This window comes from Terriglobus aquaticus (assembly GCF_025685415.1).
Taxonomy (GTDB): Bacteria; Acidobacteriota; Terriglobia; order Terriglobales; family Acidobacteriaceae; genus Terriglobus; species Terriglobus aquaticus.
In genome coordinates, this window is record NZ_JAGSYB010000001.1 from 1236820 (window position 1) to 1262406 (window position 25587).

Annotated in this window: 18 protein-coding genes and 1 pseudogene; 11 read left to right on the forward strand and 8 right to left on the reverse strand. The window is 60.4% G+C overall.

Going from position 1 to position 25587, the window contains the following annotated elements; translation table 11 throughout:
* The first annotated feature begins 53 nt into the window (after positions 1-53).
* The 4 genes from OHL12_RS05110 to OHL12_RS05125 are packed head-to-tail and all read left to right on the forward strand — an operon-like array spanning position 54 to position 4027.
* The gene (locus tag OHL12_RS05110; protein WP_263412749.1) at positions 54-995 is read left to right on the forward strand and encodes a phosphoribosylaminoimidazolesuccinocarboxamide synthase; all 942 of its coding nucleotides are present in this window, start codon (positions 54-56) and stop codon (positions 993-995) included.
* 7 nt (positions 996-1002) lie between these two features.
* Positions 1003-1617, forward strand: coding sequence for a CvpA family protein (locus OHL12_RS05115; RefSeq protein WP_263412750.1), 615 nt, complete (start codon positions 1003-1005; stop codon positions 1615-1617).
* Positions 1614-1895 carry a helix-turn-helix domain-containing protein gene (locus OHL12_RS05120; protein ID WP_263412751.1) on the forward strand — a complete coding sequence of 94 codons (282 nt, stop codon included), beginning with the start codon at positions 1614-1616 and terminating at the stop codon, positions 1893-1895. Before OHL12_RS05115 ends, OHL12_RS05120 begins: the two co-directional genes overlap by 4 nt.
* A gap of 23 nt (positions 1896-1918) precedes the next feature.
* Positions 1919-4027 (forward strand): hypothetical protein, encoded by a 2109-nt coding sequence (locus OHL12_RS05125; protein WP_263412752.1) that lies wholly within the window; start codon positions 1919-1921, stop codon positions 4025-4027.
* 57 nt (positions 4028-4084) lie between these two features.
* Here the strand turns inward: OHL12_RS05125 and OHL12_RS05130 are convergent, their stop codons facing one another.
* From OHL12_RS05130 to OHL12_RS17375, 3 genes and pseudogenes are all read right to left on the reverse strand, one after another.
* A complete protein-coding gene (locus tag OHL12_RS05130) occupies positions 4085-6325 on the reverse strand; it encodes a GH92 family glycosyl hydrolase (protein ID WP_263412753.1) in 2241 nt (746 codons plus the stop codon).
* Positions 6326-6484: 159 nt separating this feature from the next.
* The gene (locus tag OHL12_RS05135) at positions 6485-7090 is read right to left on the reverse strand and encodes a tetratricopeptide repeat protein (RefSeq protein ID WP_263412754.1); all 606 of its coding nucleotides are present in this window, start codon (positions 7088-7090) and stop codon (positions 6485-6487) included.
* Positions 7091-7213: 123 nt separating this feature from the next.
* Positions 7214-7666 (reverse strand): annotated as a pseudogene (locus OHL12_RS17375) (tetratricopeptide repeat protein); the annotation flags it as partial.
* 123 nt (positions 7667-7789) lie between these two features.
* On the opposite strand from OHL12_RS17375, the gene OHL12_RS17380 reads away from it, so the two are divergent.
* The 4 genes from OHL12_RS17380 (at position 7790) to OHL12_RS05155 (ending at position 15010) form a co-directional block, all read left to right on the forward strand.
* The gene (locus OHL12_RS17380; protein WP_399260764.1) at positions 7790-8815 is read left to right on the forward strand and encodes a LacI family DNA-binding transcriptional regulator; all 1026 of its coding nucleotides are present in this window, start codon (positions 7790-7792) and stop codon (positions 8813-8815) included.
* Entirely contained in the window at positions 8812-9852 is a 1041-nt protein-coding gene (locus OHL12_RS05145) for a tetratricopeptide repeat protein (protein WP_263412755.1), read from the forward strand. The genes OHL12_RS17380 and OHL12_RS05145 overlap by 4 nt, the downstream gene beginning before the upstream one ends.
* A gap of 226 nt (positions 9853-10078) precedes the next feature.
* Positions 10079-13834 carry a TonB-dependent receptor gene (locus tag OHL12_RS05150; protein ID WP_263412756.1) on the forward strand — a complete coding sequence of 1252 codons (3756 nt, stop codon included), beginning with the start codon at positions 10079-10081 and terminating at the stop codon, positions 13832-13834.
* Between the two features lie 93 nt (positions 13835-13927).
* Positions 13928-15010 carry a tetratricopeptide repeat protein gene (locus tag OHL12_RS05155; RefSeq protein ID WP_263412757.1) on the forward strand — a complete coding sequence of 361 codons (1083 nt, stop codon included), beginning with the start codon at positions 13928-13930 and terminating at the stop codon, positions 15008-15010.
* Between the two features lie 39 nt (positions 15011-15049).
* Here OHL12_RS05155 and OHL12_RS05160 read toward each other — a convergent pair whose 3' ends face one another.
* The 5 genes from OHL12_RS05160 to OHL12_RS05180 form a co-directional block, all read right to left on the reverse strand.
* A complete protein-coding gene (locus OHL12_RS05160) occupies positions 15050-16966 on the reverse strand; it encodes an alpha-L-arabinofuranosidase C-terminal domain-containing protein (RefSeq protein ID WP_263412758.1) in 1917 nt (638 codons plus the stop codon).
* Positions 16967-17275: 309 nt separating this feature from the next.
* Positions 17276-18673 carry a sigma-54-dependent transcriptional regulator gene (locus OHL12_RS05165; RefSeq protein WP_263412759.1) on the reverse strand — a complete coding sequence of 466 codons (1398 nt, stop codon included), beginning with the start codon at positions 18671-18673 and terminating at the stop codon, positions 17276-17278.
* Between the two features lie 3 nt (positions 18674-18676).
* Positions 18677-19645 (reverse strand): sensor histidine kinase, encoded by a 969-nt coding sequence (locus OHL12_RS05170; protein WP_263412760.1) that lies wholly within the window; start codon positions 19643-19645, stop codon positions 18677-18679.
* Between the two features lie 1288 nt (positions 19646-20933).
* Positions 20934-21215: a hypothetical protein gene (locus OHL12_RS05175; protein WP_263412761.1), complete on the reverse strand. Its 282-nt coding sequence runs from the start codon at positions 21213-21215 to the stop codon at positions 20934-20936.
* A 330-nt stretch (positions 21216-21545) separates the two neighbouring features.
* Positions 21546-21818, reverse strand: coding sequence for a hypothetical protein (locus tag OHL12_RS05180; RefSeq protein WP_263412762.1), 273 nt, complete (start codon positions 21816-21818; stop codon positions 21546-21548).
* Positions 21819-21883: 65 nt separating this feature from the next.
* On the opposite strand from OHL12_RS05180, the gene OHL12_RS05185 reads away from it, so the two are divergent.
* Genes OHL12_RS05185 through OHL12_RS05195 form a run of 3 tightly spaced genes read left to right on the forward strand, consistent with a single transcriptional unit; the run spans position 21884 to position 25578 of the window.
* On the forward strand, positions 21884-23143 hold the full coding sequence (locus OHL12_RS05185) for an MFS transporter (RefSeq protein WP_263412763.1): 1260 nt from the start codon (positions 21884-21886) through the stop codon (positions 23141-23143).
* Between the two features lie 7 nt (positions 23144-23150).
* Positions 23151-24302: a metallophosphoesterase family protein gene (locus tag OHL12_RS05190; protein WP_263412764.1), complete on the forward strand. Its 1152-nt coding sequence runs from the start codon at positions 23151-23153 to the stop codon at positions 24300-24302.
* A 7-nt stretch (positions 24303-24309) separates the two neighbouring features.
* Entirely contained in the window at positions 24310-25578 is a 1269-nt protein-coding gene (locus tag OHL12_RS05195) for an arsenic transporter (protein ID WP_263412765.1), read from the forward strand.
* Positions 25579-25587 lie beyond the last annotated feature (9 nt).

Genomic DNA, 25587 nt, shown 5'->3' on the forward strand with positions numbered 1-25587 from the left:
GAGTGGGTGCGGCCCGGCTTCAGCTACAGGCCGGACCGTGTTCCACTAACAGCATGGCGAACGAAGTTCCAGCGCTGGGCGGTCTGCCGCACGTTCTTTCCGGCAAGGTGCGTGACCTGTACGACGCGGGCGACGACCGCCTGTTCTTCGTCGCGTCCGACCGCATCTCGGCCTTCGACCACGTGCTCGCCAGCACAATCCCTGACAAGGGCAAGGTGCTCACACAGATCTCGCTGTTCTGGTTCGATCACCTGCGCGAGATTGTGCCGAACCATCTAATCACGGCCAGCATCGACAGCTACCCGCCTGCACTCCGCGCGTATCGCGATCAGCTTCAGGGCCGCAGCATGCTGGTTCGCCGCGCCCGCATGGTGCCGGTGGAATGCGTTGCTCGCGGCTATCTTTCCGGCTCCGGCTGGAAGGATTACCAGCGCGACGGCGCGGTCTGCGGCATCAAGCTTCCCGCCGGCCTGCGCGAAAGCGATCGCCTGCCCGAGCCGATCTTCACACCCGCTGCGAAGAACCACACCGGTCACGATGAAAACATCGGCTTCGACGCCGTGGTCGCCGCCGTCGGCGCACCGCTGGCCGAGCACTTACGTGAGCTGACGCTCCGCATCTACGCGAAAGCCTCCGAGCACGCGGAAAGCAAGGGCCTCATCCTTGCCGATACCAAGTTCGAATTCGGCTTCGTCCCCGGGTCCGACCTCCACGGCACCCTTGCTGCACACGGGCAGGCTGCCGACGGTGACGTCCTGGTCCTTGCGGACGAGGTTCTCACGCCGGACTCCTCTCGCTACTGGCTTGCCAGCGGTTACGCTCCCGGCGGGGCGCAGCCGTCGTTCGACAAGCAGTTCGTGCGCGATTACCTGCTCTCGATTCGCTGGAACCAGCAGCCGCCCGCGCCCGCCCTGCCGGATGAGGTGGTCGCGCAAACCCGAGCCAAATATCTGCAGGCATTTGAACTGCTAACGGGGCAACCGCTGAAGGTCTAGACGGACGATGCTACAGCTTCACCACGCCGTGGATCCTGTCGCGCCAACCACGTTCGGCGGGCTCAACGCTCTGGACTGGGCGCTGATTGTGCTGGTCGGCGTGAGCACCGCCATGGCGTTCGTGCGCGGTCTCATCCGTTCGCTCATCTCCGCACTTGGCGTGCTGCTGGGCATTGTCCTGGCCGCCTGGTACGCTCCGGCGCTGGCCGACATTCTTCAGCAATGGATCCGGCAGCCGCAACTTGCAGAGATTGTGGCATTTCTGCTGATTCTTACCGGAACTTATGTGGTGGCCGCGCTCATGGGCCGCGTTCTGCGCGGGGCGGCAAAAGCAGTGGGGCTGGGTTTCTTCGACCGGCTCGGCGGCGCCGCGTTCGGTTTCGCCAGGGCGGTGCTGGTGCTCGCGGTCGCGCTCATCCCAGCCGCGCCGTTTTTTTCCGCGCTGCCGTTTGCGCGAAATTCGATCCTTTTGCCCTATTTGCAGACCGCCGCGCATGGGGTATCCTTCGTGATGCCGCAGGACTTTGGAAGAAGGCTGCTGTCCGGCAGCGTCCGTCGTGGCGGCGCTGCGGCAAAGCGCGGCTTCGCAACACAAACCACCGTTGAGGGAGAGGCACAGTGAGGCGTGAACTAGACATGCTGGTGGGACAGATGCATGCAAGCGGGATCTCGTACGAAGAGGGCGTCCGCGAGTTCAAGCGCCGCTTTCTGCTGCACGTCCTGACCAATCATCGCGGCAATCAGTGCAAGAGCGCGACCGAGCTCGGCATGCACCGCAACACCCTCAGCCGCACATTGACCGAGCTTGACCTGGACACCAGCCAGATCCGCAGCGGCATGAAGCGTCCGCCGCGTTCGGAGCGCCTGGCCAAGGTGCAGTCCATCAGCAGCGCCCGTTAGTTCCCTCTCTCGTCTAACCGTTGATGCCTGTATGCTCCCGTCGCTGCGCGATGATCCTGCCGCTGGCGGCGACGCTTGCCCTGATTGGCACAAGTTCTCTTGGTGCGCAGGCCGACCAGCCCACACCTTCCGCACCCGCGGCTTCGGCCGCCGACGCGGGAGCGCAGTCCGCCGCGTCCGCGACTCCCGCACCGCAGGCTGCAGCGAGCCAGGGTAGCGCGACCACAGACTCGGCCTCCGCTGCCGCAGCGAGCGCCAGCGGCACTGCAGCATCTTCGGCCCCACCCGCAATCCCAGCTCACCCCATCACAGCGCACGAGCGGCGACTCGCCGATCGTGCCTACGATCGAGGGCTTGCGCACATGCGCGAACGCCGCTACGAAGATGCGGCACGCGACTTCGCAACCGCCATCCAGCAGGATCCTTCACGGCCCAGCTTCTACCAGGCGCTTTCCGTTGCACAGGAGGCCCGTGTGACAGGCCTGCTGCAGCACGCGGCGCAAGAGCGCTCCAGCAATCCCGCGGCTGCGGACCGCCTGCTGGCGCAGGCCCGCGGCATCGACCCTGCGAACCCGCGTGTTCTGCAGCACGACACGACTGCCCTGCCAAGCCCGCTGGTCGCGCGACCGGCTCTGCAGCAACTTGCCTTTGTGCCCGCCGGTGCCATTGTTCCGCAGGTAAACCGAGTGGTCCACACCTTCCACGAGTCCACAGATACTCGCGCCTTCGCCGCAGAGCTTGGTTCCATCTACGGCTTGCGCCTTGCATTGGACCCGGATCTGCAGAGCCGCTCGTTCCGCGTAGACCTGGACGACGCCGATTACAACACGGCCATGAACGTGTTCGGCATGGTGGCGGGCGTCTTTCCCACGCCGCTCGACGAGCACAGCATCCTGATTGCAGCGGACACGGAGCAGAACCGCAAACGCTTTGAGCACCTGCTCGAAGAGACGGTCCCGCTGCCCGGCTATAGCGCCGAGCAGATCAACGAAGTCGGCACGATGCTGCGGACCGTCTTCGAGCTTCCCGATCAGAAGCAGGTGCAAAGTTCGCCTCTGCTGAATGCTCTCGTCATCCGTGCTCCGGAAGACACGCTGCACGCGATGGACGCGGTGCTCGCCGACCTGATCGACAGCAGCAGCGAAGTCACCGTCGACGTGAAGCTGTACAGCGTGGACAGCAGCAAGGTACGCAATCTGGGCGTGACTCTGCCGACCTCCTTTACGCTGTTCTCCGCCCGTTCTGAGATTCAGAACGTGCTCAATAGCAACGCTTCCCTAATTCAGCAACTCATCGCGAACGGCGCTCTGCCGGCAGGTGCCACGGGCGCCCAAATCGCGGCGTATCTCGTCTTTGTCGCGGGCCTTGGGAACGGCAGCATCCTGCAGAACACATTGTTTCTCTTTGGCGGCGGTCTCAGCGCCCTTACCTCCGGCACCGGGAGCACGAATAGCTTCGGCGTAACGCCCATCGGCGTGGCGACCGCCTCTTTTCCCGCGTTGAACTTTGCCCTGCAGACCTCGCAGGCGGTCGCCCTGGACGACCTGCAGTTACGCGTCGCCGACCGGCAGACTGCAATCTTCAAAGCGGGTTCGCGCTATCCAATTCAGACGGCGATCTTCAGCGACATCGCGACCGGCACGAACGCCACCGGCTCGTTGTCGTCCCTGCTTTCGCAGTACCTGGGCAGTTCGGCAGCCAGCGCTCTCACGTCTGTGCCGACCATCCCGCAGTTTCAGTACGAAGACATCGGCCTGACGGTCAATGCGACGCCGCGTGTGATGAATCGCGAAGAGGTCGCCCTGAAGCTTGAGGTAAAGATCTCCGCGCTGTCCGGCAACTCCATCAACGGCATCCCCATCCTGGCCAGCCGCGACATCGCATCCTCACTTTCGCTGCGTGACGGCGAAACCGTCGTCATGACCAGCCACGTTGCGGACAGCGAAGCCGCTGCGGTCACTGGCATTCCGGGCCTGAACTCTATCCCCGGTCTGCGCAACCTGACTGATAGAACCGACAACGATTCGCACACCACCCTCGTGCTGCTCGTCACGCCACACATCGTGCGCCACAGCCACGACCTACGCCGCGGCCCCTACGTTCCCGTGCAGAACCGACCCGACAACGAATAACCGAACGCGCGTTCATAATCTGTCGGAAGAAATGGGGCTTCAGATCGTCTCCATGTATTAGCGATGCAGTGGGTTGGCTGACACTCCAGGGTACGAAGGCGGAGGTCCGCCAGTGTCCCAGCGAACAGGCGACGGTCCCATGGTGAGCACAAGCCGACCGCCCTGCGCGATCTCTTTGTGTCGCAGCCATGCCCGGTCGAGCCGCTGCCCATTCCACTCCGCCGCTGTGACGTACCGGTTGGTCGCTGAGGTGCCGGGCGCTACAATCACGAGATCTTTCCCGCCCGTGAGATGCAGTGTGACCTCGGGCAGCGCAGGGCTGCCGATCAGGTAGATGTCCTGCCCTGCGTTTGGAAAGATCCCGATCTGGCCGAACGCGTACCAGGACGACATGGCGCCCGAGTCGTCGTTGAAAGCCATGCCCATCTTGCCGGGATGATAGTTCTTCGCCAAGATGTCGCGAATGTGCTCGGCCGTCTTGTCCTGGCGGCCCGCATACACATAAAGGTAGGGCGACAGAAAGCCGGGCTCATTGCCAACATCGTAGAGACCGGGGTTCGCGAAGAAACTATCCAGCCGTGCGACAAAGCGCTCGGGACCGCCACACTGTTCGATCAGACCGGCGACATCCTGCGGAACGAAAAGCGAGTAGGTCCAGGAATTGCCCTCGTAGAAGGTCTTGCTTTCCCAACTGCCCGAATCCGTGGTTTTGAACGGCTCCAGCCATTGACCGTCGCGATGCCGCGGACGAATGAACCCCTGAAAGCCTCTGTCGCTTAGAGTGTTATCCCAAAGCTTGCGCCAGTTCGCCGAGCGCGCCCGGTACTTTGCGGCGTCGTCCCGCTTTCCTAAGCCATCTGCGAGCAGCGAGATCTCGAAATCGTCCGCTGCATATTCCATCTGCTTGGAACCGGGCCGGTCCACCCCTTCTATCGAGACATAGCCCAGCGTCTTCCAGTCGTCGAGTCCACCGCGCCCTTCCTGGATCTGGTCTGGGGGCGTGCTCTCCGCATCCTTCACTTCCGCCGCGTATGCTGTCGCCCAGTCGATCCCGCCCAGTCCTTTCAGATACGCGTCCGTGATCAGGAACTCCGCATTGCTCCCGCCCTGCGTCCGTCCGGTGAAGTTGCCGCTGCGAGCATCCGGCAACCAGCCTTCATGCCGGTAGATGTCCACGAGTGAGCGCACCATGTCGCGCTCTCGGTCGGGTGCAATCAACGTCAACAGGGGTCCGGAGCTGCGAAAGGTGTCCCAAATCGCGTAGTAGTCGTCGTAGTACGGTTCGTTCGACGTCCACAGCGGATTCTCACCCGTGCGGTCTACCGGCATCAGCATCGTGTGGTACAGCGCCGTGTACAACATGGATCGCTGATCGGCGGTCTCTCCATGCACATCCACCGCGCCTAGTGCCTTGTCCCACGCAGCAATCAGCGCATTGCGTGTGCCGGTAAAATCGAAAGCCCTTACTTCCTCTTCCGCGTTCTTCCTCGCCTGCTCCACGCTCACGAAGGAGATGCCCACCTTCATGCGCACCTCTTGTCCGCGTGTGGTTGCGAAGCTCAAATACCCGCCACTTCCGCCGCGCGCATGCACAGCCCGACTGCCCGGTTGCGGTGTACGACTGTCCGTCCATGTTCCGAATGCTCTCGCAGGCGTGTCTGTGCGCGCATCGAAATGGACCGTGTATGTCGTGGTCTGCTTGTTCCACCCGCCGGTGACGGTGGTCGAGCCGGTGACCTCTGTCGGCGAAACGATGTTCACTTCCGAGGCAAGCACAGTCTGCCCTTCGCCAGCGCTTGCATAGGCGCTCAGGCAACGGCCCATATCGAACAGGATGTTGGCTTGCTGCGCGGCCGGATAGGTAAAGCGGTATACCGAGGTGCGCCGAGCCGCCGTGATTTCGGTCTGAATGCCGAACCTTTGCAGAGTCACGCTGTAGAGGCCGATCGCAGCGCGCTCGGCCGCACGCGGCGAATCGTAGCTGCGCGGGTCCACTGCTCCCGTCGTGGGCTGCACCAAGACGTTGCCATACTTCGCGCCGCCACCGGTCCCACTGACATGCGTCTGGCTGAACCCACGAATCGTGCCGGTCGACGCCCATCCCGCATTCGCGTCGTTGGCACCGGCGTTCATATCAGGACCAGGCTTCGCCATTCCGAACGGCACGGCAGGCCCAACGAAAACATTGCCGCCGGCGTCCGCGGCCGTAAATGGATCCACGGAGTGCGCGGCCGAAGGTGGCCCACTCACCTGCGCTGGTGTTGATTGCACCAGCAACCCCGCTCCGAACGCGAGCATGCAGACGAACAGGCGGTGCAAAGCACGATTGCCACGAGTCGAGCTTGCCCGTGGTGCAGCTCCGCTGTGTTCTTTCCGTCTTTTCTGCACGGGTAATCTCCTTATTCAAAGCACCATGCGCTCCAATCACCAGAACACGAGTGAGCCGGCAGCACGCCGTTATTTGCTGTCGGGATGCGCGAGTTTTCTCCACTCCTGCGTCTCTTGCGCACTCTTTTTTTCTTGCTGGTCGCGGAGACGGCTGTATTCGCGCTGCGCTGTCTCAGCATCGCCGGTGCGATGCAGTCTGGTGTAAACGCGCGCCAGTTCGTACCAGGAGCGCTTTCCTATCTCGCCATCTTTGTCCGCAGCGGCGCTGCGCTTCAGCCAGTCGACGGCCTCCTCGTAGCGCCCGCTCGCTGCAAGTCCTCGGCCGAGAAAGTACTCCGCGACCGGCGAATCAGGGAAGGTCTTGATCATGGCTTCGAGGAGCGGAACGCCAGTAGCGGCGTCTCCGCGTTCGATGGCGATGCTGCCCACGTTGTACATGGCCACTGGATTTGCGGGGACGATCTCGAGTTCCTGCCGGTACGCATCCGCTGCGGAATCCAGCCGGCTGGTCGCACGGTACTCGTCGCCTAGAGCTTCCAACAGATCCGGGTTCTTCGGCTGTTGCTTCAGCGCCGCCTGGTACTCGGTAATTGCCTGAGTGTGCTCACCGACTTCTGCATAGAGCTGGGCTTGCACGCGGTGCACGTGCCAATTGTTCGGATCAATCTTGGACATCCGCGTGTAACTCTCGCGAGCGACCTGGTTGTGTGCGCGGCCGCGGAGCTCAAGCAGGCCCAGGTCATTGGGAGCAAGCGCGACAGCGCGATCGAACGATGCGGCGGCGAGCTCCGGATGTTCCTGCGAAAGATCCACTGTCCCCAGCCATCTAAGAGCTTCCACGTTATTAGGGTCGAGCGCGAGCTCGGCTTGAAGTTCCGTGCGGGCCTGGTCGGGCTGGTTTACCTGCTGAAGAAAAATGCCGAGGAAGAGGTGGGCGGAGGGGAGCTGCGGGTTGAGTGCGATGGCTTCGCGAAGTCTGGGTATCGCTTCAGAAACTTTGCCTTCGCGAGCCAGCAAGAGCGCCAGGTCCAGATGAACTTCAGCGAGCTTCGGCGCCAGCTCTACGGCTTGCCGAAATGCCTTTTCGGCCGCGTCCAGGTTGCCGCTGCGCAGTGCCGCGGTACCGCGCTCCACGGCGGCGCGCACCGCCGGGTCCTGCGCTCGTGCCTGCCGAAAGGAAACGCAGAGAAGCAGAAAGAGGAGCGCAGCCGCGGCGGCGCGGCAGGCAGGTTTTCGCGTGCCAGGATACACGGACTCACCATAGCGCCGAGGTTTGCAGGTTGGCAATGCGTGCCGCTGAAGTGCACCAGGGAGGGCAAGCCGCGCGCTATCATGCCAACAATCGTCGTTGCGTCACACCCGGAGCCCTGCCGCATGAACATCACCGCCGTTGCACGGAAAGCGCGTGTGTCCACGGCGACGGTCTCTCGCACGATCAACGGATCCAGCAGCGTGCAGGCCGGGACCGCCGAACGCGTTCGGAAGGCGATCGCGGAACTTGGTTTTCATCCTGACATCAATGCGCGCGCTCTCGGGTCGGGCCGCTCCAGCCTCTACGGGCTGATCATTTCGGACATCACCAACCCATTCTTTCCGGAGCTGGTCAAAGCCTTCGAAGACGCCGCGGTGGCACACCACAAAGAGGTGTTGATCGCGAACACGGGATACGACCCCAAACGGCTGGACATATGCGTGAAGCGGATGCTGCAACGTAAGGTCGATGGCGTGGCGATCATGACCTCGGAGATGGATGACGCTCTGCTGGACGTGTTCCAGAAGCGCAAGATCCCTCTGGTCCTGCTGGACGCCCACCCGGCAAGCCCGGGTGTCAGCAGCGTACGCATCGATCATTCCGCTGGCATGTTGCAGGCAGTCCAGCACCTGGCCGAACTGGGGCATACACGCATCGGCTTTATAAGCGGACCGCTGAACCTACCGTCAGCGCGGGAGCGGCATACAGCGTTCCAGGCGGCCTGTAAGCAGTTCCGCATACGGCTGATGCCGCGCCGGATGACGCAAGGTGATCACCGCGTCGACGGTGGTTATAAAGCGATGCAGCAGCTTCTTCAGACCAACACCGACCTGACAGCGGTCGTCTGTTCCAACGACCTGACCGCGATCGGCGCGATGGAGATGCTCTTTGAGAGCGGCCTTCGCGTTCCAGAGGACATTTCAGTCGTCGGCAGTGACGACATTTTATTGAGCGCTTACACTCGCCCGGGCCTGACCACGGTGAATGTGCCGCGGGAAGACCTGGCAGGAGCGGCCTTTCGCAGTCTGTTGTCTTACACGCTGGGCGCCGACGTGAACGTTGTGGGACAGGAGCACATCTTTACGCCGAAGCTGGTCTGTCGCGGATCGACTGCGGCGAATGCTTCGAGGTCTGACGAAGAGCCATGAGCGCAGCATCTTTCCGCGTTGGTTGCTCGATCGCGCTGGTGCTGTTCCAGACGGCTTTGCTGAGTGCGCAGTTGACACCTGCGTCCACCGTGGCCGACGACGCAGGCTGCCGAAAAACCTATGCCGCGAAGGAGTTCCAGGCCGCTGCCAACTGCTTTGCCGTGATCGCCGCAAGGAAGGCCGATCAGCCCGAAGAAGCAAGCGGTGCGCTGCTGATGGAAGCGAAAAGCCTGCTTCATGCGAACCAGCCAGATCGCGCCGAGGCTGCGCTGCGCGCAGCAGTAAATGCGGCTCCGCAAACAGCGGAAAGTCTGTACCTGTTGGGACTCCTGCTGGAAGAGCGAAACCAGCCGAAGGAGTCGCTCGAGATTTACACCAGGGCAGCGGCGCTGCAACCCCCAAACGGAGAGCAGCTTCGGATAGTTGCGAGGGATTACGTACTGCTGGATAGCTACAAGGAAGCTGCTCATTGGCTTCAGAAGGCGGTGGCCTTCAGTCCAGGGAACGCGGAAGCCTGGTACGACCTCGGGCGCGTGCACATGCACGATGGTCGCTATCCGGATGCGGTAACGGCTCTGAGGAAAAGTCTTGCCATCCAGCCAAGCGCGAAGGCAGAGGATAACCTCGGCATCTGCCTGGAAGCGGAGAACCAGTCCGACGCCGCCCTCTCCGCCTACGCGAAGGCGGTCACGCTCGCCGATGCCGAGCCGCATCCGAGCGAGCAACCGTTTGTGGATTACGGCAAGCTCCTGGATCATCGCAACGAATTCAGCACGGCACTGCCTCTGTTGAAGCGCGCGGCCGATCTGAATCCGAAGAGCAGCGCCGCATTCGCGGAGCTGTCTCGTGCCTACAGCGGCGCGGGTCAGACAGACGCTGCTCGCTCGGCCATGGAAACAGCGGTCAGGCTGGATTCCGGCAATTCGCGGCTGCATTTCCAGCTAGGCCGGCTGTATCGGGCTTCCGGAAGAACGGCCGAAGCACAGCGTGAGTTTGAACTCAGCTCAAAGCTGTACGGAGAAAAATCCGCGGAGTAGCGGGATTGAATCGTTTCGACAGGCGAGCATCCGCCGCGTTGCAAGTTCGCTTTCGGCTCCTCCAATCGATGGAGTTGACATGCCTTCAAATGGCCTATTAGTCTTGCGCCCGATCCTGAAAATGTAACCGCTTACACCGGGACAGGTGGGGCGGCGAACAACAGCAAATTCGGTCAAGGTACGACGAAGCGCGATCTTGAATGCGCGTGTGCTTTTGGAGGCAACATTGAGGTTCGCAATCAAAATATCTCGTGTACTTGTAGGAGCACTGCTGCTGATCTTTGCGGCGGTGTATGCCGGTGCGCAGACGAATCAGGGGCAGATCGCCGGCAACGTGCTGGACGCCAGTGGCGCTGCAGTAGCGGACGCTGTGGTCACCGCCAAAGGTGATCAGACCGGCGCAACCTATACAGCCAAATCGACCTCGTCCGGGAACTACCGCTTCCCTTCCATCCAGCTCGGCCGCTACACCATCACCACAACCGCGCCTGGTTTCAAATCCACAGTCAGCACAGGCGTCGAGGTACGCGTCGGCACCGTGACCAGCCTGGACATCAGCCTGGCAGCCGGTGGAGCGAATGAGTCGGTCACGATCACTGCTAACGCCCCCTCGGTGGAAGCAGAGTCGTCGGATGTTGGCGGCACGGTGAACACGCGACAGATCGTCGAATTGCCTCTCGCTTTGGGTGGCGTTGGCGCAATGCGCGCCCCAGAATCTTTTGTGTTCCTCATCCCTGGCACAGTCGGACCGGGTTCCGGCAACAGCAACAATGGCATCTTCATCTCGCAACTCGGCGGCGGCCAGAACTTCGGCAACGAAGTCCTGCTGGACGGTGCGTCCCAGACACGTTCAGAGAACGGCTCCTCGTTTGACGAAGAGGCGCCTTCGGTCGAAGCCATCTCGGAGTTCAAGGTGACTACTTCCACTCCGGAAGCTGAGTTTGGACGAACCACCGGCGGCATCGAGAACTTCGTGACCAAGAGTGGCAGTAACGCCTTCCATGGCACAATTTTCGATATCTTCCGCAACGAAGATCTGAACGCCAACAACTGGTTCAACAACGGATATAAAGCCTTCTACACCGCCAATCCCACACAGGGATCCGAGTCTGCCTACAACCGTCCCAACGATAAGCAGAACGATTACGGCGGGAACTTCGGCGGACCTGTCTCCATTCCCCACCTGTACAACGGCCGGGATAAGACGTTCTTTTTCTTCAACTGGGAGCAGTACCGGCATACATTAGGCGGGCCGATTACGAGCACCGTGCCCACGGTTGCGGAACGGGGAGGAAACTTCAGCGACCTGTTGGGTTCACAGAAGCTGGACAACAACGGGAAGCCAATCCTGAATCCCTGCGATGGAACCCCGCTGTACAACGGTCAGATCTTCGATCCCAACACGACCCGCACGGTCAACGGAATTCAGTGCCGCACGGCTTTCGCCAACAACACGATTCCGCAGGGCCGCATCAGCCCGCAAGCGCTGAAGCTGCTTAGCTACTATCCCGTTCCGAATGCGAGTGGCGTGTCCAACAACTACACGCTTACCACCTCTTCGCCACTGACCAACACTACCTATAGCGTCCGGGTTGACGAGAACATCGGCGCCAAGGACAAGATCTACGGCTCGTACAACACGCGCGAGAATACGCGCTTCAGTCCGCAGAATTTCCAATTGCCCGCTCCTGTGACGCCAAACGTGCAGACGCAGGATTTCATCACGCACTTCGGACGCGGTGGTTGGGATCACATCTTCACACCCAACGTGCTGAACCACCTGAATCTGGGGTACAACCGTTCCAATTCGATCAACGGCTCCATCTACCTGCAGGGTGGGACGAACTACTCCAGCCAGCTTGGCATTCCGGGGCTGGTCACCGGGTTCCCTCTGGTCAACATCACCGGCTACGTAAGCCTTAGCCGCAATCAGAACGACGACAACGTCGACAACGGCATCCGGGTCAACGACTCCCTGAGCTGGCAGAAGGGCCGCAACAGCTTCAAGTTCGGCGTGGATTACCGGTACCAGCAGTATTCGTCCATCGCCAATGACGTTACTAACGGGTACTTCAACTTCAACGGCAACCAGACCAAGGCAGCGCGAACCAGTCCCTACCAGGACGGCACCGGCCTGGGTCAGGCGAGCTTCCTACTTGGTCTGTACGACTCGGCGGGAATCACGATTCCGAATCATCAGCCGCGCTGGATCAGCAATTACTGGGCAGGCTTCTTCCAGGATGACTTCAAGGTCAACAGCAGCCTGGTGCTGAATCTCGGTGTCCGGTACGACATCGACCAACCCCGTCGCGAAGCGCAGAACAACACGTCAAACTTCAGCCCAACGGCCATTGATCCCTACACCGGAACGCCGGGCGCGCTGGTATTCGCGACCACCTGCACGAACTGCAACAAGCGCTGGGCGGACACGTGGACCAAGGACATCGCTCCACGCATCGGCTTCGCTTACTCACCGGCCTCACTGAACAACAAGTTCGTTCTGCGTGGTGGTTTCGCCGTCCTCTACGGTCCGCTGCAATACAGCGACTTTGGTGGCGCGACGACAACGGGATACAACAGCCCGGTGAACCTCAACTCGAACGGCTTCGATCCAAGCTTCAACTTGAGCTCAGGTCTCGGAAACGTTTCGTTTGCCCCGAACCTCGATCCCGGCTTCTATGACAGCCGTGATTCGAGCGCACCGCGTAACTTCAGCAATTACATCAAACCGTCCTACGGGCGCCCTCCGATGATCGAGCAGTGGAATCTGCAGGTTCAGCAGGAGCTGGCCAAAGACCTGATCTTCACCCTCGGCTACATCGGGAACGAGGGAGCGCATCTCCGTTCCGGCATCGAGAACGTCAACAATACCTCGCCGTCCACTTTCATCCGGGGCGACGAACTCACCCGTACCTTCGGCTACGAGGCTCCGGCTCTCGGCACCGCCAAGCCCTACGCGGGATTCAACAACAACGCCAACTATTTCCAGGCACTTCGGCCATTCCCGCAGTATGACTACATCGCGACGGACTGCTGTCTGCAGAACGTGGGTCACTCGTCCTACGACGCGCTCATCGCATCCCTGGAGCGGCGCTTCTCGCAAGGTTTGAATCTGCAGGCGTCGTACACCTGGTCCAAGCACATTACCAACGCGGATTCGTCCTTGCCGGGCATCAATGCCGGCGTCAATCAGGAGCAGGATCCCTCTAATCCAAAGAGCACGAAATCACTGTCCATTCAGGACATCCCGAACACCTTCGTGGTCAGCTACATCTACGAGCTGCCGTTTGGAAAAGGCAAGGCGTTCGGCAACTTCCACAATCCCCTACTTCGCGCGGCAGTCAGTGGGTTTGAGATCGGTGGAGTCCAGCGGTACCAGTCGGGACAGCCGACCTCCTTTGGCGGCGCCACCGGTATTCCTGGTTTCCAGAACTTCATTGAGTTCACGCGCGTCCCGGGTTCGCAGCTTGCCAGCCCCGCACGGCGCGGACACATTGACCCGTTCCGTCGCTTGAAGGCGGGCAATCCTAACAACTTCTACTCGGACCCGAACACAGACAGCGAGTTCAACGGTCCGACCAACACCGGCAACGCCGCCCAGTCACAGTTCCAAAACGCGCCGGCGTTTCTCGATCAGAACAATCCTCAGATCCGCATCGCGCGAGCGCAGGTTGCGTGCGTTGCACCTGGAACCGTGGTCACGCCCAACTGTGACAACGGAGGTTTTCTCTTCGGCAACGTTCCACGTGTGACGGGTGAAATCCGGAACTACCGCTACTACAACGAGGATTTCAGCTTCCTGAAGAAGACGCCCATCGCTGAAGGCGTTGTGTTCACCCTGAAGGTCGAGTTGCTCAACGCCTTCAACCGTCACACCTTCTCAACCCCAGACACCGAACCGAACGATACGACCTTCGGCGTTCCAACCGGAACCATCAACGGACCTCGTCAGATGCAGATCACCGGCCGTATTCAATTCTGACGAGAGAGCAGCAAGGTCGGCGGGAGCACGCAACCGTGCTCCCGCCGATTGCATTTCACGGCTCCAGTGGGTCTAACTGTGCGGATGAGATATGTGACAAGTCGACATGCCGTGTTGTCCCGCGTTCGTCTCCTTGTGATCGGCTCTTGCTGCTTTCTCACTGCTGCCGCGCAGGACCTGTCGCACCAACGGACAGCCAAGGAGATCGATGCTTTGGTGCGCGAGGCAAAGGTAGAGCGCGACTCCGGGCAAACGGTAGAGGCCGAGGATCTGTTGCGGAAGGCTCTCGCCGCCGATCCGCAATCGGTGCCCGCCAACAATGCCTTGGGCGATCTGCTGTTCCAGCGTCGTCGTTTTCCGGAGGCCATGGAGCGCTTCGAAGCCGTCCTGCAGGTCAGCCCGCGAGATGCTGAGGCGCGCAGTGGAGAAGAAAAGGCAGCGCTCGCCCTGGCGCTTCACTACAAAGCTTCGGGCGACGCCGACTCTTGCGTGAGAACGCTTGAACACGCCAGTGCGGAGGTCCCCGGTGATGTCGTGCTTCTGACGGATCTTGGTATTCAGCAGCAGCAGATGGGCCGGTTGAAGTCTGCGCGAGAGACTCTCAAGGCGGCGCTTGCCACCGGCCCGGAAGACCCTAAAGCCATGTATGCGCTCGGTCGTGTCGCGATGGACCTGCAGGACTTCCCCGCCGCAGAGCAGCAATTCCGGGCTTACTTACGATTGCGGCCCAACGACGCCACTGCCCACTACGGCCTGGGCCGCGTTTTCCAGATGCAGCAGCGCACCGATGCCGCCGCGAAAGAGTTCGAGACTTCTCTCCAGCTCCAGCCCGAGCAGGCCGAGTCGCGGTTTCAACTGGGCCAAATGGCCATGGAGGCAAATCGCGACGCCGAGGCGGCTTCCGACTTCCAGCAGGTCGTAGAGCGCGTTCCGTCACATGGCGGTGCGCTCACCGGTCTTGGCTTCCTGGCATACCGGCGCAAGAACTACACGGATGCGGAGCGCTGGCTCTCGCGCGCCATCGCTGCTTCGCCGGACTACCAGCCCGCACACTATTACCTGGGCCTTACCTTGCGGCGCCTTGGCCGCCAGCAGGAATCGGAAAGAGAGCTGCGTGTGGCAACAGACCTTGTCAGGAAGCAGCAAGACAAGAGCGCACCGGTTCCAGCGCCCTGATTCCTTTTTCGGGGAAGAAGACCGCACGGGTGCGGAACGTCAGCGCTGAAGCGGCAGGTGCATCACAGTGACGCTGGCATTCGGAAAGGTGTAGTGCAACTTCCTTGACGCTGGCCGCTGGTCAGCAACGGGGGCAATCCGCTGCGGGTTCTCCTCATCATTCTCGTCCAGGATGCTGCTGCCGTGGATCGTACGAATGTGCGCAGTGCCCTTCACCGGCAAACTGCCGAGATCAATTTCAGCCTCCATAGCGCGGGTCAGGTGGCGATTCACGCATGTGAGCAGCACTTCGCTTGCGTTCTCGGGTTCGCTCGCAACGCAGTCCAGGTAAGGCACGTCCGCGATCTCCGGCAGGCGCGTGATGCCGTGGCTAATCGTGTACGTGCCGCCGTCGCTCACAACGTCGAGCAGCGTATGCGGCTGCGCCTGCGCGTACTCGCGCAACACGTAGTACGCGGGTGCACCGTACACCTGGCCGCGCTTCTTCCAGATGCCGCCGAACTCCATGATGCCCGTCATGTCAGAGATGGAGAGCACGCCCGCATTGCGCATCAGCATGTTCAGGAAGCCTCCCGCAAACAGCGCGCCGCCCATGTTGGTGAAGTTGGGACTACTGCGCTGCTCCGAGATCATGAGCCACTCGGTGAATGCCACGCGAACGTCTTTGTGCCCGGCCGCGGCGGCCTGCTGCTGGATCTGGTGCATGCGGGGAGCAAGTCCCCACGGAAGCGCAAGCGCCGCCATGCTTCTGAAATCCGCGTCACCACGCAACTGCGTTGAATCTGTGACCACGAAGTGCGTCGACAGGTAGTTGAACGTCCCCGGCGCATTCGTAAGCTGCCGAGCATTCCAGTCGTGGAAGGAATCTTCATCGCCGCCTGTTGCGATCAGCCTGGCTCTGGGATCGGCAGCACGCACAGCCTGACTGGTCGCGAGCGTCACGGCGGCGATGCGTTCCGGTCCCGGGTAGGCGATCTGGAAGTCCCCCCACAGCTCATTGCCCAGTTCCCAAAGTAGCCCGCCATGGTGGTCGCCCCAGTGCGCATTCACATAGCGCACCCATTCGGCATCCGACTCGGGCGTGCCCGTGCCAAGGTTCAGTGCTATCTGCGGGCTAGCGTGAATCAGTTCACAGAAACGCAGAAATTCGTCGGTGCCGAAGGTGTTGTATTCCGGAATCCCCCAGGATGGATTGATCACGGACACACGCTTGTCCGTGGGGCCAACTCCGTCATGCCAGTCATAGGCCGATGTGAAATTGCCGCCGAAACGCACGATTGGAGAGTGCAGGTCGCGCGCCATTTGGATTTCATCAGGATCCATACCGTCGATCGCATCGGCCGGGAACAGGGACACGGAGTCGAACTGCGCACGAGCGTCATCGTCCAGTGCAAGCACCAGATCTACTGGCTCCAGCCTCGCCACCTCATTGGGCTTCAGACTGAGGCGAACTTCATACTTGGTCCACTCCGGCTTATCCGCCACCACCTGTGCCGAAGCCAGAATCTTGTCTGGCTGGTTGTGCCGCCGCAGCGATACAGAGACGTTGCCGTTGCCGCGAACGTGCTTGACCCAGAGCGATGCGTTGTAGGTGTTCTGGCGCTGCGGAGAGAGATAGACACGCTGACGGATGCCGACCGTCTTGCCCGGTAATGCCATCACCAGCAGCGACTGATTGGAGTTTGCCGCGTCGCCACGGACTGGAAGATAGCGATTGCCCTGCCGCTGATCGAGCGGCTCCCACGGCAGCGGAAGGCCAAGCTCAGAAGCTCGGCGAAGCTCCGGTCGTTCGCGAAGCATGGCTGCGATGTTGCCAGCGGACCAGAGCCCCTCTTCCAAGGATGGGTTCTCGACAACGTCGGCCCAGAGACCGCCATAGGTTGAATGCCCGATCGGCTCCAGAAAGCTCCCGAATAGTGTTGCCGGGATCACCTGCGGCTGAGCCCGAGGACTCACGTGAATGTGGGTGATGTCCGGTGGATTTGCCGACTCTGTTACCTGAGCCCGAGCTCCTGTTCGAGGCGACAGCAACACAGCGATCACGACGAGTGCCCTGGCGGAATGGCGACCTACAAGCTGACGAGCGAGCATTCTTCAAGAGCCTCCCGGAAGCGTCGCAATTATAGATTGCGACACAGTCGGTCTGTGCTCAGGGAACAGCTACACAAAACCCAAACCTGTTTCCAAGATCCTGCCAGCAGCTTTACCGGACACGACTCCAGCATAAATGGGCCTTTCTCGCTGCCGAGCGATCCGGGTTCTCTTCTAAATCCCGAAACGCTGTAGCTTCTCGTAGAGCAGCCGACGTTGGATGCTCAATCTGCGTGCCGCCTCGGACTTATTTCCTCCGGAGAGCATGAGGGCGCGTTCGATCAGGTAACGCTCCCACCTTGCGGTCGCCTCGTGGAACGGCAGTTCTTCCCAGGACTTGAGATCTGCCTCGCCCTGTCGTACTGGGGGGCGCAAGTAATTCTGCAGCCTCGCCTCGGTGATCGGTCTGCCGGCTGCTTCCACCGCTGCTTTATTCATCAGTTGCTCTAGCTCGCGTACATTACCCGGAAAAGAGTACCCCTCCAGGGCTAGCAATGCAGATGAATCGAGCGCGGAGGTTGGCATCCTGTTCAGGGACGCGAACCGTTCGAGGAAGTATTCGGCGAGTAGGCCGATATCAGCTTTCCGAGCTCGCAACGGCGGAAGCTCGATGTGGTACGCATTGAGGCGGTAGAACAGGTCGGAACGGAACCTGCCGTGCTCGACTTCCTGGGTCAAGCTCCGATTGGTCGCTGCGATCACGCGCACATTGGCCTTCGCCGCCCTGGTCCCGCCGACACGTTGATATGTCCTCTCCTGGAGGACACGGAGCAACTTCGGCTGTACAGCCAGCGGCATTTCCCCGATCTCGTCGAGGAAAAGCGTGCCGCTCTCCGCCTGCTCAAAGCTACCCATCCGTTGCGACGTAGCGCCCGTGAAAGCTCCGCGCTCGTGGCCGAACAACTCAGATTCCACAAGCTCCTCGGGGATCGCTGCGCAGTTCACTGCGACGAACGGCCCTTTCACCCGTGGACTGTTGCGATGGATGACTTTCGCGACTACCTCTTTCCCGGTTCCAGTCTCCCCTTCCAAAAGAATCGTGAGGTCGGTCTGAGCCACCTGACCAACGCGCTTGAATGCTTCGATCCAAGCCGGCGATTTGCCAACAAGCTGTTCGCTGCCATTTGCAACTGTGGACGGAGCAATGGAGAGCCGACCGTCGCGAAACCGTTCTCGCTGCAAACGTTCAAGACTTCGCTGCAGAACAACATGCTCTAAAGCACGATTGAGACTTGCGAGCACTACATCGACATCGATGGGCTTCACAAGAAAGTCGTAGGCTCCAGCTTGCATCGCCTGAACAGTGCTTTCGGCGTCGCCGTAGGCCGTAAGCACAATCACTGGAATTCGTTGCTCGGCATCATGCTGCTGCATGGCCCGGAGCACGTCCAGGCCGCCAAGCGGTGACATACGCCAGTCGCAGAGTGCAACGTCAGGAGCCTCTTCACTCAGAATCTGTATGGCCTCGTGACCGTTCGAGGCTTGCAGCACTGTGTGGTCTTCACCGGCCACTAGGTCGGAGAGTGTCTCGCGAAGGTTCTGGTCGTCGTCGATGATGAGTACGGTAGCCATGGCTCAGCGCAGTCGTGTTGGCAATTGGATTTGGATAGAGGCTCCTTCCGCCTTGTTTGCAATCGTAAGAGACCCGTCGAGTGCGTGGATGATCTCCCGCGTGATGGCGAGGCCTAGACCGGTGCCTTGGGCGCGCGTGGTGAAAAAGGGTTCGGTAGCGCTCTGCAAGCCTATGGCAGAGAAGCCGCCGGCATTGTCCTCTACGAGGATGAGCGCTGTTCCATTGTGTTCACGGCAACGTACGTAAATCCAAGGTTCCGCAGTATGCCGATCTTCATGCTGGTGCACCGCGTTCTCGAGGAGATTATCGAGCACCTGGTTGAGACGCGAAGAGTCCATGATGGCTGGAATACGATCCTCCCCGATGTAGCGAATATCGACATTGGGGAAACGAGCCCGCCATCGCAGCACGGCCTCCGTACACAGCACCGCAAGGTCGGTATCGATGAGATTGAGGTGAATCGGCCGTGAAAAGTCGAGTAGCCTCTCGATGATCGCATCGAGACGGTCCACTTCTGCCAGGATCACAGCCGTCCCTTGACAAGTAAGTTCTTCCTGGGTCTTGCGTTGCGCCATCTGTGCCCGCAAGCGAATCGTCGCGAGCGGATTTCGTAACTCGTGCGCAACCCCAGCGGCAAGTTGGCCGATAGCAGCCAAACGTTCGCTCTGCCGTACCCGCACTTGCAATTCACGTTCACGAGCCATCTGGCCCCGCAACGCCGCCGTGAGCCGATCCAGACCGTCAAGCACGCGATGAAACTCTGCCAGTCGAACGTTCGCAGGGTGTGGCTGTTCGTCGAGATCGGACTCCATCGAGGTGAGGCGGTTCAGCACAGCGTCCGTCCCTGCACCGACCTGCCGGAGAACGAAGAAAGCGAAGAGCACGGTGACGCAGGCGGTGAGACCAAAGCCAAAGGCGCTCCATAACAGTTCCCTGCGGCGGTCTGACTCCGCGCCGGGGATGCGTCGCATTAGCCAAGCTGCTCCCGATGGACCGCCTGTGCAAGCCTTGGACTCGCAAATTGGAACGGCAACGAACAGAACTACATCATGGGGACCGTGGAACTGATCTTGTTGCAAGCTTCTCGATGTGTACGCGGCCGCTGTGATGTTGAGGATTTCCGGCGTCTCACGTGCGGGAAGAGCGGCGGGGTCACCGGGGCCTTCATGGGTCGGGAAAGCGTACCCGATCAACTGGTTGTCAGCCGCGCGATAGAAGCCTCCCTCAATACCTGTGTCATCAGCGAGAACCTTCGCGGTGATCTGCTCTAGGCCCTTCTCTTGAGGCGACCGCGGACGGGGTGGTGGGGGAGGCGGTCCAGGTAGCGGGGGCGCCTCACGTGGCGGGGCAGCCGCAGGAGGCTGCGGCCGGATTGTAAAGGCCTCGATAGCCTTTACCGAGACACTTGGATCTGGACGGTTCTCGTAAGCCTCTGCCAGGGTTCTGGCTACCGCCGAGAGATGCTTTTGAGATCGTGCGACAGCATTCGCTTGTGTTGTCCGCAGAACCCAGACAAGGATCAAGAGCGTCGAAGCAAGAAGAACAACGACGGTTCCCGCGAGCAGCGCGACACGCCCGCGCAAGCTCGGCGCGTGCCAGGCCAGAACGCTTTCATGGTTGTGACGCCCTTGACTCATCGACTATGTGCACTGCAAGAACGGTTCCAAAGCTCCCATGTCATTTTCGCTGTGTTCACACGCTTCGATCAAAGGGCGACTGAGCTGTTGTACGGAATGAGCACACCTAGCTGGACGGAATGCGTACAAGAACGAGCCCGTCATAAGGCAAGAGAGACCCTGCGCAGGAGTAAATCATTCCGAAATCGCCGGTTTCAGCAGAAGTACGGTTTGGCAGCGCAGTTGCCTTGATGGATGCAGAGGTGCGGCACCAATGGATTATCGGATCTTCTCTATTCCACTCCTTCTCGCGGCGGCTTCTGTCGGCGCGCAAGCTCCCCCAGCCCAGTTCCAGCTACGGCTGCAGCAGCGTCAACCATCACAGGCCATGTCTCCCGTTTCATGGCGGGGCCTGGCGATCGTCCTCAAGGCTTCCTCCTGCGCAACGGAATCTATGTGACGTTTTCACCTGGTCTGGCTCAGCGACTTCCGACGACCTTGAGCAAAGGAGCCCCCGTCCGGGTAGAAGGTGATGAATTCTCATATGCGGGCAACAAGACCATTCAAGCGCGGACAGTCACCATCGGAGGTGTTTCCTATGCCGATGCTGCGCCCATTCCCGGGTTTCCTGTGAACCCTGGCCCTAATGGATCAGCTGCAGGCGCACGCCCGGCAGGGCCGCCGCCTCTACCTCCACCGCCGCCCGGTCCGCGAGAAGCTCGGCGTGCCCTTCTGCCTCCAGCTGCGCCTGGTCCGCGTGATGCTCGTCCCGGCCCTCCGCCACCATCTGGCGTGTCCGCTCCTCCACCTCCACCTGTAGCGGCAGGCGGCCCTGCGGTGCCTGGACCTGGAGCCGTGCCTCCTCCGAGACCTGCTGCGCCGGACGGAGCCGCACCCCCACCCACCGCAGGTTCAGCTCCGGCACCAGCTACGCCTCCGGTTCCACCATCAGTCCCGCGGGGTATCTAGCTCATAGTCGGCACCTATCTCTTCTTTAAACCTGCCGAGCTCTAACGGAGCTCGGCAGCCTAATAGCGCAAAGGAAACATCGATGCCCATCCCGCCGAAAAAGGCTGCGAAGAAAGCAGCCAAGAAAACTCCTGGCCACCACGATCCACTCAAAGATGCACGACGAACCTTCGAACATCTCGGTCGCGTCCAGGCCATCGCGAACCTTGCGCAAGCCGAAAGTGAGGCTCTTCGCTTCCTTATGCATTCTGCGGACATCGCCCTTCGCGCTGAGCGGTACAAAGATTCAGCAGACCTGCTTCGTGCCGCAGAGCATCTCTGCTTCGCAACGCTGAACAGCAGCTCGACGGAACAAGTCAGTAAGGAACTGAAAGCGACGATTGCAGCCGAGTTTGAGCACCTCCTGCACCGCGCGGAAGATCACGCAGCCCATCACGAAGCTCCTGATGCTGTTGTCGAGCTTAGAAAGCGGTTGACCGAAGACGCGAAGGCAGCCTTGAAGCGTGGCTCCTTCCGTGCGGCGCTCGAGTACGCACGGGGTGCAGAGGCGCTGGCGCATGTGGACGAGTTGGACGGCTTAGATCTCCCGGCTCCCACAGCTCAGAAGCGGCTACGAGCGTAGCAATGAGGACCTCTGCTGCGGGAATGATCGTCGCGAAAGCCGATAACGCGAGGCGCCCCAGCGTACGAGCGCTCGAATGGACCAACTTCTTCCTTGCCGACGTGCAAGCTGGGCTTGGTCCATTCGTGGCTGCCTATCTCGCCAGCATCGGCTGGCAGGCGGGAGCTGTAGGCAAAGCGTTGACCTTCGGTGGAATCGTAACGGTATTGTTGCAAACACCGGCAGGCTGGATTGTCGATCGAGCGAAATGGAAGCGAACCATCCTGATTCTTGGCAGCCTCGTTCTCGCGCTTGGAGCGATCTTGTTTGCCCTATCTGGGCGTGCAAGCGTTGTCTATACGGCGCAAGGGCTCATCGGCCTTGCAGGCCCATTCCTTGGGCCCACGGTGGCCGCGATCACAATGGGACTGGTCGGGTCGGAGCTTTTCGATTGCCAGTTTGGTCGCAACCAGGGATTCAATGCAGGCGGCAATCTCTTCGCCGCCGCCGTCATTGCGGCGACATCGCACTTCCTTGGAAATCGAGCCATCTTCTTCGCCGTAGCGATCCTGGTCCTTCCAACCATCCTTTCTACGTTAGCGATCAAGAAAGACGACATCAACTTCGATTTGGCTCGTGGCGGGAGCGAAGGCGAGAAGGAAGGCGGCAGCAGCAAAGAAGTGCGGCTGAAGCTGGCGAAGGACCACGTCCTTCTCGCCTTTCTTGGCTGTGCCTTTCTGTTTCACTTCGCGAACGCAGCCATGCTTCCTCAGCTTGGCGAACTTCTGGCGCACGGTTCGGCGAAGGCAGCTGCTCCGTTCATGGGCGCTTGCATCGCAATCACCCAGGTCGCGATGCTGTGTACGGCTGCTTACTTCGGGCGCTTCGCCAATCAACATGGCCGCAAGCAGCTTCTGCTCTTCGGCTTTGGTGTGCTCCCCATCCGTGCGGCTCTCTACACGGTCTTCCATGCCGTGCCTGCACTGCTTGCTGTCCAGGTGCTCGATGGCGTTGCCAACTCCATCTTTGGCGTGGTGTCCATCCTTGTGATTGCGGACCGCACTCGCGGCACTGGGCGCTTCAACCTGGCACAAGGTGCACTCGCCACCGCTGTTGGTCTCGGGGCGGCTCTGAGCAACACCTTTGGTGGAATGCTCATGCAGCACGCGGGCTACCGGATCTCATTCTTAGCACTGGGCGGCGTGGCCTGCTTAGCGTTCCTGCTTCTGCTCACATCCGTCCCGGAAACATCAGACGGGCGGCAACAAACCGCTCGCGCTTAGGAGGTCTATGACTCAGACAACGGATTCTCCCTTCCAACCCCTGCCATTGAACAAGACTTCGACGGTTAGCTGGATTCATATTGGCGACCTCCACATGGTTAAGGAAGGCGAGCAGAACGAGATTGATCTCGGCCGCATCGTGGATACGATCAACCGTCTGTTCTCGGACGGCAGCGTCAACTTCGTCTACCTTCCGGGCGACATCGCGGACGATGGTAGTGCCCCCGCGTATCGGGCTGTAAGGAAGCACCTCGATCGGCTCAAGATTCCATGGTTTGGCATCGTGGGTGACCATGATGTTCATGAGAAGAGCTTCGAGAACTTCACATCGTTCATCTCGGCGAGCCTCTACGGCGGCTTCATCCTGGGCGGCTACCGCTTTCTGCGCCTGAACGCATTCGGTGAGCCTCGACCGGACTCGTTCACCTTGAGCGAAGAACAGTTGGCATGGATGGAAGCAGAGCTGGCGGCCGCCGAACAACTCAAGCAAAGGGTTGTTCTCTTCCTGCATTGCTATCCGAGCGACCTGCTGCAAGGGGGCGACGCACTTCGCAAGATGCTGCAGAAGTATCCTGTGCTGCTGATCGACATGGGCCACACCCACTACAACGAGATCAGTAATGACGGAACCGTTCTCTACAGCGCAACGCGCTCTACCGGTCAGGTGGAAGAGGGTGCGGTCGGATTCTCGCTGACCACGATCGACGACGATGTAATCAGTTGGCATTTCGTGAAACCGGACGACGCAGGTTTAGTTGCGATCACCTCGCCCTCTGACCATCGACTGCTTACGGCCAGAACGGCAGCGGCACCGAAGAAGTCTTCTATCGAGGTCGCCGCGAAAATTTGGGCAGAGGGTGGGCCTACTGCTGTGAGCGCCGTGTTCTCTGGAGAAGAATTGCCTTTGCGGCTCAGCGAGGACGGGCTATGGAGGGCCGTGATCGACGGGCACCGTCTTGCAGATGGTCTTCATCAGCTGACGGTGAGCGCTGTCATGGAGAGCGGCTCAGCGTTGTCGAGTTCCATTCAACTTGCTATTGGTGACTTGCCCCTACGCGAGGTGAAGCACATCGATCACGAGAACAGCATCGGAGAGTGGTCCGAACGTGGCCTTCTCGATACACAACTGGGTCCGAACAAGAACGGAAGGAAGTGGTAGGCGCACGATGATCACGACCGTTCTCATCCTGTCGATCTCTGCGCTCAGCATCGCGCTCATGTTGCTTCGTCCCAAGAACCTCCCTGAGGTGTACTGGGTGGGAGCCGGAGCGATTCTGCTCGTAGCGCTGAGACTCGTTCCGTTGAAGCTGGCAGGCAAAGCTGTTGCCGAAGGCAGCGATGTGTACTTCTTCTTAATCGGAATGATGCTGCTCTCAGCTCTCGCGCGGGAGAATGGCGTCTTTGACTGGGTGGCATCCACCTCAATTAGCGCAGCAAAAGGTTCGTGCAGCAGGCTCTTCCTGCTCATTTACGGTGTCGGTACTATCGTCACGATCTGCATGTCGAACGACGCAACGGCAGTCGTACTGACGCCTGCTGTGCTCGCCGCCGTGAAGAAATCCAAGGCGAAGCCCTTGCCGTTCCTATTCGCGTGCGCAATGATCGCGAACGCCGCATCATTCGTGCTGCCCATCTCAAATCCCGCCAACCTGGTGGTCTTCCACGCAGGCCTCCCCTCGTTGGGCCGTTGGCTGGCATCCTTTCTCTTGCCCTCGGTTCTGTCCATCGCGGTGACCTTCCTTGTGCTCCGCTGGTATTTTCGGAAAGACATCGGCGGAGAACTCGAACAGCCGAAAGAAAAGGCGTCCCTCCGCGCTAGCGGAAGACTGGTCCTGTGGGGGCTAGGCTTGGTCGTCGTGGTCCTGCTGGTCTTCTCGTCGCTCAAGAAAGACCTGGGGTTGCCGACCTGCATTGCAGCCCTTTGCGTAACCGCCGTCGTTTGTATCAGAAATCGCTGCAACCCGCTGCCCCTGGCAAAAGAGGTGAGCTGGTCGACGTTGGGTCTGGTCGCTGCTCTCTTCGTGCTGGTCGATGCAGTAGAGAGTGTCGGAGCGTTGAGAGTCACAGAATCTGCTCTGCGGCACGCTGAAGCGCTTGGCACTCATCTCGGCTCGCTCGTGACTGCTCTCGTGGTGGCTGTTGCCAACAACCTCCTAAACAATCTTCCACTCGGTCTGATCGCTGGCGCCACCATTACCGCAACGCACACCAAAGGCTTGCTCAGCAACGCTGTCCTCATTGGTGTTGACCTGGGGCCGAATCTTTCCGTCACGGGCTCTCTCGCAACGATCCTCTGGCTTATGGCCTTGAGGAAAGAAGACATCGATGTCAGCGCGTGGGACTTCCTCAAGGTAGGAGCCATCGCGATGCCCGCGGCTCTGCTCGCCAGCATGGCTGGCGCCTTTCTCATGCACGCCGTCGTACCCGCTCAGTAACTTCAGGAG

Excerpts from the sequence above, each read along its gene's own strand:
- OHL12_RS05110 (WP_263412749.1), top strand. The coding sequence starts at position 54 with ATGGCGAACGAAGTTCCAGCGCTGGGCGGTCTGCCGCACGTTCTTTCC.
- OHL12_RS05115 (WP_263412750.1), top strand. The coding sequence starts at position 1,003 with ATGCTACAGCTTCACCACGCCGTGGATCCTGTCGCGCCAACCACGTTC.
- OHL12_RS05125 (WP_263412752.1), top strand. The coding sequence starts at position 1,919 with ATGCCTGTATGCTCCCGTCGCTGCGCGATGATCCTGCCGCTGGCGGCG.
- OHL12_RS05130 (WP_263412753.1), bottom strand. The coding sequence starts at position 6,325 with ATGCTCGCGTTCGGAGCGGGGTTGCTGGTGCAATCAACACCAGCGCAG.
- OHL12_RS05135 (WP_263412754.1), bottom strand. The coding sequence starts at position 7,090 with ATGTCCAAGATTGATCCGAACAATTGGCACGTGCACCGCGTGCAAGCC.
- OHL12_RS17380 (WP_399260764.1), top strand. The coding sequence starts at position 7,790 with ATGAACATCACCGCCGTTGCACGGAAAGCGCGTGTGTCCACGGCGACG.
- OHL12_RS05145 (WP_263412755.1), top strand. The coding sequence starts at position 8,812 with ATGAGCGCAGCATCTTTCCGCGTTGGTTGCTCGATCGCGCTGGTGCTG.
- OHL12_RS05165 (WP_263412759.1), bottom strand. The coding sequence starts at position 18,673 with ATGGCTACCGTACTCATCATCGACGACGACCAGAACCTTCGCGAGACA.
- OHL12_RS05170 (WP_263412760.1), bottom strand. The coding sequence starts at position 19,645 with ATGCGACGCATCCCCGGCGCGGAGTCAGACCGCCGCAGGGAACTGTTA.
- OHL12_RS05180 (WP_263412762.1), bottom strand. The coding sequence starts at position 21,818 with ATGCGCCAGCGCCTCTGCACCCCGTGCGTACTCGAGCGCCGCACGGAA.
- OHL12_RS05185 (WP_263412763.1), top strand. The coding sequence starts at position 21,884 with ATGAGGACCTCTGCTGCGGGAATGATCGTCGCGAAAGCCGATAACGCG.
- OHL12_RS05190 (WP_263412764.1), top strand. The coding sequence starts at position 23,151 with ATGACTCAGACAACGGATTCTCCCTTCCAACCCCTGCCATTGAACAAG.
- OHL12_RS05195 (WP_263412765.1), top strand. The coding sequence starts at position 24,310 with ATGATCACGACCGTTCTCATCCTGTCGATCTCTGCGCTCAGCATCGCG.